The organism is Pacificoceanicola niger (genome assembly GCF_048553275.1).
Lineage (GTDB): Bacteria > Pseudomonadota > Alphaproteobacteria > Rhodobacterales > Rhodobacteraceae > Pacificoceanicola.
Genome location: NZ_JBLZMW010000013.1, coordinates 146,770 through 155,745, shown reverse-complemented (window position 1 = coordinate 155,745; position 8,976 = coordinate 146,770). Strand labels below are relative to the sequence as shown.

Sequence of the window (8,976 nt, the reverse complement as noted above, 5' to 3'; positions counted from 1 at the left end):
CAAATCAACGAACCGGTCGATGGAGCGCAGCAGGTGGCTCCGGGGCACGTGATCCGCGCGCGAGAACTATTAAAACATCCGCGCGCGAGAACTCTTAAAACAACGCCGATTGCGCCTCCCGCCGCGGTCCCATCATCGCCGATCCTCCAACCCTATGCTGAAAGTGAATCAGCCGAGAGCACTTCGATCAAGGGGGAGTTGTTCAATGAAATAAGCCCTTTGGGAGGAAACGCCCGATTATAGATCGATTTCCTGGCTTCAATGCTCTTTGTTGGCGACGCCTTGTTCGAGGCTCAAACGTAGTCCTCGAGACCACGAAACCATGCTGTCGTCAGGCGACCAGTGATTTGCGGAACGGGAAGGATCGTTCGGCGGTGTGTGAAAGGCCAAGCACTTATTGAAGCCGGTCGAGCCCGCCGTCATCGCATGTGTGCCGCCCTGCGGTGCCATGGTGTCTCTCAGGCGGAGCTGCGGATTGGAGGACCAATGTCAGTACAGGCGGTAAGTATTGGCTTGGAAGTGAATTAATTTGTCCTAAACGCCAGGTGCCAAATGAAGTAAGGGCGCCTCGCGGCGCCCTCTAAATACAGACAGACCTGGGGACAAACTTGCCTCGGTTTGGGACAAACTCGACCGTCTTCTTCAGCTGTTTGGACTTAGGTCAGGCGCCCATGGCAATGCTTGAACTTGTCGCCCGATCCGCATGGGCAGAGGTCGTTGCGACCGGGATTGCCCCATGTCGCGGGATCGTTTTCGTCAAATCCGGCCGCGGCCTGACGGGCGCCTTCATCTTCACCGGTGGGCAGAACCGGCTCATGCTGGGCCTGCGCGTCGCGGGCGGCCTGTTGCATCGCGGATTGCTGCGCGGCGAGCTGCTGCATCATGGCCCGCTGCTCTTCCTGGGTCATCGGGCGAACCTGGCTCAGCTGCGCGGTGACTTGCTCACGAAGCCCTTCAAGCAGGCCTTCAAAAAGCTGGAAGGCTTCTGTCTTGTACTCGTTCAACGGGTCCCGCTGCGCATAGCCTCGGAAACCGACAACCGAGCGCAGATGCTCCAGTGTCAACAAATGCTCGCGCCATTTTCCGTCGATGGTCTGTAGAAGAACCTGCTTTTCGATCTGACGCATGGTCTCGGGGCCAAAGGCCTCTGCTTTCTCCGCCATGAACTTATCGGACGCCGCTTCCAGGCGCTCGCGAAGCGTGTCCTGATCGACTCCATCTTCATCGGCCCAAGCAATTACCGGCAGGTCGAGGCCCAGTTTCTCCATGCAGGCGGCATAGAGGCCCTGAACGTCCCATTGATCGGCATAGGCCTTCGGCGGCGCATAGACGTCGACCAGCTCATCGATGACCTCGTGCCGCATGTCTTGCACGATCTCTGACAGATCCTGCGCTTCCATGATTTCACGGCGCTGGCTGAAGATCACCTTGCGCTGATCGTTCATCACGTCATCGAACTTCAGCAGCTGCTTGCGGATGTCAAAGTTGCGGCCCTCAACCTTTGCCTGCGCGCGCTCCAGCGATTTGTTCACCCAAGGGTGTACGATCGCCTCGCCCTCTTTCATACCGAGAGACGAGAGCACCTTTTCAAGGCGCTCAGAGCCGAAAATACGCATCAGGTCGTCTTCGAGCGAGAGGTAGAAGGACGACCGGCCCGGGTCGCCCTGACGGCCCGAGCGGCCGCGCAACTGGTTATCGATGCGGCGGCTTTCGTGACGCTCGGTGGCCAGAACATAAAGCCCGCCCGCGTCCTTAACCGCCTGTTCGTCGGTCTCGTGCTGGGCTTCGATTTCCTTGCGGATTTCTTCGGGGTCACGCTCGGGGTTGTCGGCGATGGCTTCCATGATCTGGAAGTCAACGTTGCCCCCGAGTTTGATGTCGGTGCCGCGACCGGCCATGTTGGTTGCGATGGTCACCGCGCCAAGCTTGCCCGCGTCGGCGACAATCTGGGCTTCCTGCTCGTGCTGGCGTGCGTTGAGCACGTTGTGCGGTAGGTTTGCGGCCTTGAGCAGCTGGCTCAGCATCTCGGATTTTTCGATGGAGGTGGTGCCGACGAGGACCGGCTGACCCTTCTCATGCGATTCGCCAATCTGTTTCACGATGGCGTCGTATTTTTCGCGGGCGGTGCGATAGACAGCGTCATCGTCGTCGATCCGGGCGATGGGCCGGTTGGTGGGAACCTCGACCACGCCAAGGCCGTAGATCTCCATGAATTCCTCGGCTTCGGTCACAGCCGTGCCGGTCATGCCGCCCAGCTTGTCGTAAAGACGGAAATAATTCTGGAAGGTCACGGAGGCGAGGGTGACGTTTTCCGGCTGGATCTGGCAGCCTTCCTTGGCCTCGATGGCCTGATGAAGACCCTCGGACAGGCGGCGTCCCGCCATCATGCGGCCGGTGAATTCGTCGATCAGAACGACTTCGCCATCGCGGACGATGTAATCCTTGTCGCGCGTGAACAGCTTGTGGGCACGCAGGCCCTGATTCACGTGGTGCACAACCGTTGTGCTCTCCGGATCGTAGAGCGTCTGGCCTTCGGGCAGAATGCCGCGCGCGCGCAACTGCTCTTCGAGGAATTCGTTGCCTTCGTCGGTGAAGGTGACGTTCCGCGTCTTTTCGTCGATAGTGTAATGCTCTTCGGTCAGTTCCGGGATCAGCTTGTCGATTCCCTGATATAGGTCTGATCGGTCATCGGCGGGGCCGGAGATGATCAGGGGAGTCCGCGCTTCGTCGACAAGGATCGAGTCCACCTCGTCGACGACGGCGTAATAGTGGTCCTTTTGATTGATCTGGCTCAGTTCAGACTTCATATTGTCGCGCAGATAGTCAAAGCCGAGCTCGTTGTTCGTGGCGTAGGTCACGTCACAGGCATAGGCGGCCTTCTTCTCGTCGTCCGGCTGGCGCGGATAGACCACGCCGGTGGTCATGCCGAGCGCGGTATAGACTTTGCTCATCCATTCCGCGTCGCGCTTGGCGAGGTAGTCGTTCACCGTCACGATATGAACGCCGCGCCCGGTCAGCGCGTTGAGGTAGGAGGGAAAGGTTGCGACGAGCGTTTTACCTTCGCCGGTCTTCATCTCGGAAATATTGCCCTGATGCAGGAAAATCCCGCCCATGAGCTGCACATCAAACGCGCGCAGGCCAAGCGCCCGCTTGGCGGCTTCGCGGCAGTTGGCAAAGGCTTCGGGCAGAATGTGGTCAAGGCTTTCGCCCTCCGCCACACGCTTCTTGAATTCTTCGGTCTTGGCGATCAGGCCGGCATCATCGAGTTTTTCGAACTCGGGCTCAAGCGCATTGATCTTTTCCACCAGGGGGCGGGTGGCCTTGACCTTGCGGTCATTCGGAGTGCCGAACACCTTTCGCGCGATTTTTCCCAGCATGCCTGTTGTACCTGTTCCCATCCTCGTGTGCGGCATCTGCTTGCTCGCCTCGCACACAGCCCATATGAAACAGGGGAACGACCGGCCACGCAGAGCCTTTTGCGCATGTAAGGGGCGGGCCGGAAAGTGTCAACGCCGCCCTTGTCGCGGCCCTGTCTTGAAGGACAATACAGATGTCGAAAACCCTCACGATTCTTGGTGCTGCTGCCGTTGCGATCTCTGGCGCGCTGCCCGCATGGGCCCAAGACACCGCAGCCGAAACCGTCATTGCAACGGTGGGCGGCACGGACATCACGCTTGGCCATATGATCACCGTGCGCGCCGGATTGCCGGAGCAATACCAGCAGCTTCCCGCGGATGTTCTGTGGAAAGGAATTTTGGATCAATTGGTTCAGCAGGAAGCCCTGGCGCAGGATATTCTGGCCGAGGAAACACCGCGTGTCCGGTTGAGCATGGAAAACGAGCGGCGCTCGTTGCTGGCTTCCGAAGTGATTTCAAAAGTGGCCGAGCAGGCCGTGAGCGAAGAAGCCATCCAGCGGGCCTATCAGGCGCAGTACGTCGAAGGTGAGCTGGGGCAGGAGTTCAACGCGTCTCACATCCTCGTGGAAACCGAGGAGGAAGCGACTGCAATCCTTGCAGAAGTGAAGGGGGGAGCAGACTTCGCCGAGACGGCCAAGGCCAAATCCACGGGGCCGTCCGGTCCGAATGGCGGCGAACTTGGCTGGTTCAGCGCTGGCATGATGGTCGAGCCCTTCCAGGTCGCGGTCGAAAGCCTGAGCCCCGGTGAAATCACGGGTCCGATCCAGACGCAATTCGGGTGGCACGTGATCAGGCTGAACGACAGCCGGACGCAGGACGCGCCGGACCTGGAGGACGTCCGCGAGCAGATCATGGGGACGCTGCAGCAAGAAGCGGTTTCCAGCTATATTGACACTCAGGTCGCGGCGGCAGACGTTTCGATCAAGGACAACTCTTCGATTGATCCGTCGATCCTGAACCAAACTGACTTGCTGGAGAAGTAATTGGCTAAAATAACGTCCGTCTCGCCGCTGGCGCCAGAGGCTTTCCCGACACTTCCCGTCATTCCCGGCGTGCGGTTCGCCGCCGTGGAGGCGGGCGTTCGGTACCAGGGGCGCAAGGATGTCATGCTGGCGCTGCTCGATCCGGGCAGCGTCATGGTCGGCGTCTTTACCCGCTCGGCCACACGCTCTGCCAATGTGCTGGATTGCCAGGCCAAGATCGGCAAGGACAGCCAGGCCGGCGCTGCCATTGTGGTCAATTCGGGCAATTCCAACGCCTTTACCGGCAAGGCGGGCGAGGGATCGGTCGCCGCGATTTGTGACGCGGTTTCCGGCATCACGGGTCTCCCGACGGAGCGGGTCTTTACCAGCTCCACCGGGGTGATCGGCGAGCGTTTGCCGCACGACCGCATCATCGCCAAGCTCGAAGAGCTGAATGGCGCGCTCGACGAGGGTGCGCTCGACATGGCCGCCAAGGCGATCATGACGACCGACACCTTTGCCAAGGGGGCGACAACCTCCGTGGATATCGAAGGCCAGAGGGTACACATCGCCGGAATCGCAAAGGGGTCCGGTATGATCGCGCCCGATATGGCCACTATGTTGGTTTATATCTTTACCGATGCCAGGATCGGACGCGCGGACCTTCAGGCCATGGTCAGCCGGATCAACGAGCGGACCTTCAACTGCATCACGGTCGACAGCGACACATCCACCTCTGATACCTTGCTGATGGGTGCGACGGGAACCTCTGGCGTGGACGTAACCGGAGAGGCGGCCTTCGAGGCCGCGCTGCACGAGGTCATGCGGAATCTGGCGCATCAGGTGGTGCGCGACGGTGAGGGCGCGACAAAGTTTGTCACGGTCAATGTCACGGGTGCGGCGTCCGATGCCGATGCGCGCACTCATGCGCTCGCCATCGCCAACTCGCCGTTGGTCAAGACCGCAATTGCCGGGGAAGACCCGAACTGGGGTCGCATCGTGATGGCCATCGGTAAATCTGGCGCTGCGGCGGACCGGGATCGTCTGTCGATCCGATTTGGCGATGTGATGGTTGCCCAGAAAGGTTGGGTGGCGGAAAGCTACAAGGAGGCCGACGGCGCCGCCCTGATGAAGAGGCCGGACATCGACATCACCGTTGACATCGGCCTCGGCAGCGGCGCGGCCACGGTCTGGACCTGTGATCTGACCCATGGCTACATCTCGATCAACGCGGATTACCGTTCCTGATCCTACAGGGCCATCCTTCGGGATGGTCCGAATGCCAAATTCCCGAGGCCCCCTATGAAAACTGTACTTGTCTCCGCGGTCGCGTTGATCGACACCGACGGCCGTGTGCTGCTTGCACAGCGCCCCGAGGGTAAGTCCATGGCCGGGCTGTGGGAATTTCCCGGTGGAAAGATCGAGCCGGGGGAGACACCGGAGCACGCGCTGATCCGCGAGCTTCAGGAGGAACTTGGCATTGATACCTGGGCCAGCTGCCTCGCTCCGCTGACCTTTGCCTCGCACAGCTACGAGACCTTCCACCTGCTCATGCCGTTGTTCGCGTGTCGAAAGTGGGAGGGTATCCCGCAGGCGCGTGAGGGGCAGGTCTTGAAATGGGTCGCGCCGACCCGGCTGCGCGATTACCCGATGCCACCGGCCGATATTCCCTTGATACCGATTCTCCGGGATTGGCTGTGACATATCTTCCATCTTGGGGTGTGGAGGTAATATTGTTACCGAAATGAGCATAAGCACAAAATTTCCGCCAATTTTGTGGGCTTTTGTGACTGTTTTTTAAAGGTCATTTATAGATTCATTCACGGAATTGGATTATCTTGGTCTCACTCGTTGACATGGGGGAGAAAATGTCATGCTGCGCACTGTAATTTTGGGAAGTTGCGTGTCAGTTCAGGGTCTTCTTGAGAAGACGCTGCCGGATGGCCGCATCACTGTTCGTGTTGGTAACAATATTTTCACGGGCTTGCCTGTCGGTAAGCCTGCCTGATTGGAGCGGACCGGCTCCGCTTCATCAGAACTGTACGCACCAAAAGAAAAGGCGCCCGGATCCGGGCGCCTTTTCTTTTTCATAAGGGGCTCGACCAGGACGGTCAGTCGAGCGACCGTTCGATCTCTTCACGCTCGAAGATTTCGATGACATCGCCGGGGCGAATGTCGTCGTAGTTTTCGAACGCCATGCCGCATTCCTGGCCAGAGATGACTTCGGCCACCTCGTCCTTGAAGCGCTTGAGCGTCTTGAGTGTGCCTTCGTGGATCACCACGTTGTCACGCAAAAGGCGCACACCGGCGGAACGGCGGGCAACACCTTCGGTCACGAGACAGCCGGCAACCTTGCCAACGCCAGTGACCTTGAACACCTCTTTGATGTTCGCGTAACCGATGAAATTCTCGCGGATTTCGTTCGACAGCAGGCCAGAGGCTGCCGCTTTCACGTCATCGACGAGGTCGTAGATCACGCTGTAATAGCGGATCTCGACGCCCTTCTGGTTGGCCGTGTTGCGGGCCGACGCATTGGCACGCACGTTGAAGCCGATCACCGGGCAACCGGACGCTTCGGCAAGGCCAACATCGGTTTCCGTGATCGCACCGACACCGGAGTGCAGCACGCGCACGCGAACCTCGTCGTTGCCGACCTTTTCCAAAGCCTGCACGATGGCCTCGGCAGAACCCTGCACGTCAGCCTTGACCAGAACCGGCAGCTCGCTGACGTTCTCGTCTTCCTTGGCCTTCTGCATAAGCTGCTCAAGGGTCGTCGCGGCACCGGCGGCGGCGCGTTTCTCCTTGGCGACATTGGCGCGGTATTCGGCGATCTCGCGGGCCTGTGCCTCGGTGGAGGTTACGTTCAGCACGTCCCCTGCTTCCGGTGTACCATTCAGGCCAAGAACCTCGACAGGAACCGACGGACCTGCTTCGGAAACGCGCTCGCCCTTGTCGTTGATCAGCGCACGAACCTTGCCGTACTGCTCACCCACCACGAAGATGTCGCCCTGACGCAGCGTGCCGTTCTGCACGAGAACAGTCGCGACGGGACCGCGGCCCACATCCAGCTGGGCCTCGATCACGGCGCCCTGGGCGGCGCGATCAGGATTGGCTTTCAGTTCCAGGATCTCTGCTTGCAGCGCGATGGCTTCAAGCAGTTCGTCCAGACCCTGACCGGAGATCGCGGAGACTTCCACGTCCTGAACGTCACCCGACATCTCTTCGACGACCACTTCGTGCTGAAGCAGATCGGTCCGAACTTTCGTCGGGTTGGCGGAGGGTTTGTCGATCTTGTTGATCGCAACGATCATCGGAACCTTCGCCGCCTTGGCGTGGTTAATGGCTTCGACGGTTTGCGGCATGACCGCATCGTCCGCCGCAACAACCAGAACTACGATATCCGTCACCTGAGCGCCGCGCGAGCGCATGGAGGTAAAGGCAGCGTGGCCCGGGGTGTCGAGGAAGGACAGAACGGTGCCGCTATCGGTGGTGACCTGATAGGCGCCGATGTGCTGCGTGATACCGCCAGCCTCGCCTGCCGTCACCTTCGCATCGCGAATGGCGTCAAGCAGGGATGTCTTGCCGTGGTCGACGTGGCCCATGATGGTGATCACGGGCGGGCGCGGCTTCAGGTCTTCCTCGTTGTCTTCGACTTCCTTGATGACGTCCTCGACATCAGCGTCGGAAACACGGGTCGCCCTGTGGCCGAATTCCTCGATGATCAGTTCGGCGGTGTCCGCATCAATGCTCTGGTTCTGCGTCGCCATGATACCGCTGTTCATCAGCGATTTCACAACATCAGCGACGCGCTCCGCCATCCGATTCGCCAGTTCGGCAACCGTGATCGCTTCGGGCAGCTGAACGTCGCGGACGACTTTCTCACGCTGCTGGGCGCCACCCATGGCTTTCTGACGGGCGCGCTCCTGCTTGCGCTTCATCGCGGCCATGGACTTCTGACGTCCACCTTCGCCACCAAGCGCCTGATTCAGGGTCAGCTTGCCAGAGCGACGGCCACTGTCGCCAGCGCCTTTCTTGCCACGGCTGCGATCTTCGCGGTCCTGTGGCGGGGCGGTGCGACGCGGGGCTTCCTTTTCCTTCGGTGCACGAGGTGCACGCTGCGCTTCGTCGGGCGCCGGAGCGGCGGCGGCCGCTTTTGCGGCTTCGGCGGCTTTGCGGGCCTTGCGCTCTTCTTCGTCGGCCTTGGCCTTCGCGCGCTCTTCGGCTTCGCGCTGCTCGCGCTCTTTTTGTTCCTTCTCGGCGCGCAGGCGGTCACGCTCTTCTGCACGGGCCTTTTCTTCTGCCGCACGCTGTGCGGTTTCTTCGACTTCGCGGGCCTTTGCGGCCTGCAAGGCCCTCAGGCGGCGTTCCATCTCCGCATCGGAAATGCCCGCCGGTCGCTTTGCGCCGGTGCCACCGACGGAGCTACCGCCCGCACCTTTCGCGCCGCCCGCACCCGGCTTGGGCACGACGACTCGCTTGCGCTTGGTTTCCACCACGACGTTCTTGGTCCGTCCGTGGCTGAAGCTTTGCTTCACGTTCCCCGAGCGGGCGCCTCCGCGCAAACCCAATGTTTTCTTACCGTCGTTATCGCTCATGAA

General features: G+C 60.3%; 7 protein-coding genes. 5 read left to right on the top strand and 2 right to left on the bottom strand.

The window, feature by feature from the left end; translation table 11 throughout:
* Nucleotides 1-243, top strand: a 243-nt coding sequence (locus ACN2XU_RS16590) for a hypothetical protein (protein WP_419411574.1), incomplete at its 5' end; no start/stop codon positions are given.
* Nucleotides 244-656: 413 nt separating this feature from the next.
* Here ACN2XU_RS16590 and secA read toward each other — a convergent pair.
* Nucleotides 657-3,377 (bottom strand): preprotein translocase subunit SecA, encoded by a 2,721-nt coding sequence (gene secA / locus ACN2XU_RS16585; protein WP_419411569.1) that lies wholly within the window; start codon nt 3,375-3,377, stop codon nt 657-659.
* A gap of 173 nt (nt 3,378-3,550) precedes the next feature.
* On the opposite strand from secA, the gene ACN2XU_RS16580 reads away from it, so the two are divergent.
* The 4 genes from ACN2XU_RS16580 to ACN2XU_RS16565 all read left to right on the top strand — a co-directional run bounded on the left by ACN2XU_RS16580 (nt 3,551) and on the right by ACN2XU_RS16565 (nt 6,386).
* Complete coding sequence (locus ACN2XU_RS16580; RefSeq protein ID WP_419411568.1) at nt 3,551-4,399, top strand: peptidylprolyl isomerase; 849 nt, start codon at nt 3,551-3,553, stop codon at nt 4,397-4,399.
* Nucleotides 4,400-5,626: a bifunctional glutamate N-acetyltransferase/amino-acid acetyltransferase ArgJ gene (gene argJ / locus ACN2XU_RS16575; protein ID WP_419411567.1), complete on the top strand. Its 1,227-nt coding sequence runs from the start codon at nt 4,400-4,402 to the stop codon at nt 5,624-5,626.
* Between the two features lie 54 nt (nt 5,627-5,680).
* On the top strand, nt 5,681-6,079 hold the full coding sequence (mutT, locus tag ACN2XU_RS16570; RefSeq protein ID WP_419411566.1) for an 8-oxo-dGTP diphosphatase MutT: 399 nt from the start codon (nt 5,681-5,683) through the stop codon (nt 6,077-6,079).
* 172 nt (nt 6,080-6,251) lie between these two features.
* A complete protein-coding gene (locus tag ACN2XU_RS16565; protein ID WP_419411565.1) occupies nt 6,252-6,386 on the top strand; it encodes a hypothetical protein in 135 nt (44 codons plus the stop codon).
* 103 nt (nt 6,387-6,489) lie between these two features.
* Here the strand turns inward: ACN2XU_RS16565 and infB are convergent, their stop codons facing one another.
* Nucleotides 6,490-8,973, bottom strand: coding sequence for a translation initiation factor IF-2 (gene infB / locus ACN2XU_RS16560; RefSeq protein ID WP_419411564.1), 2,484 nt, complete (start codon nt 8,971-8,973; stop codon nt 6,490-6,492).
* Nucleotides 8,974-8,976: the final 3 nt, after the last annotated feature.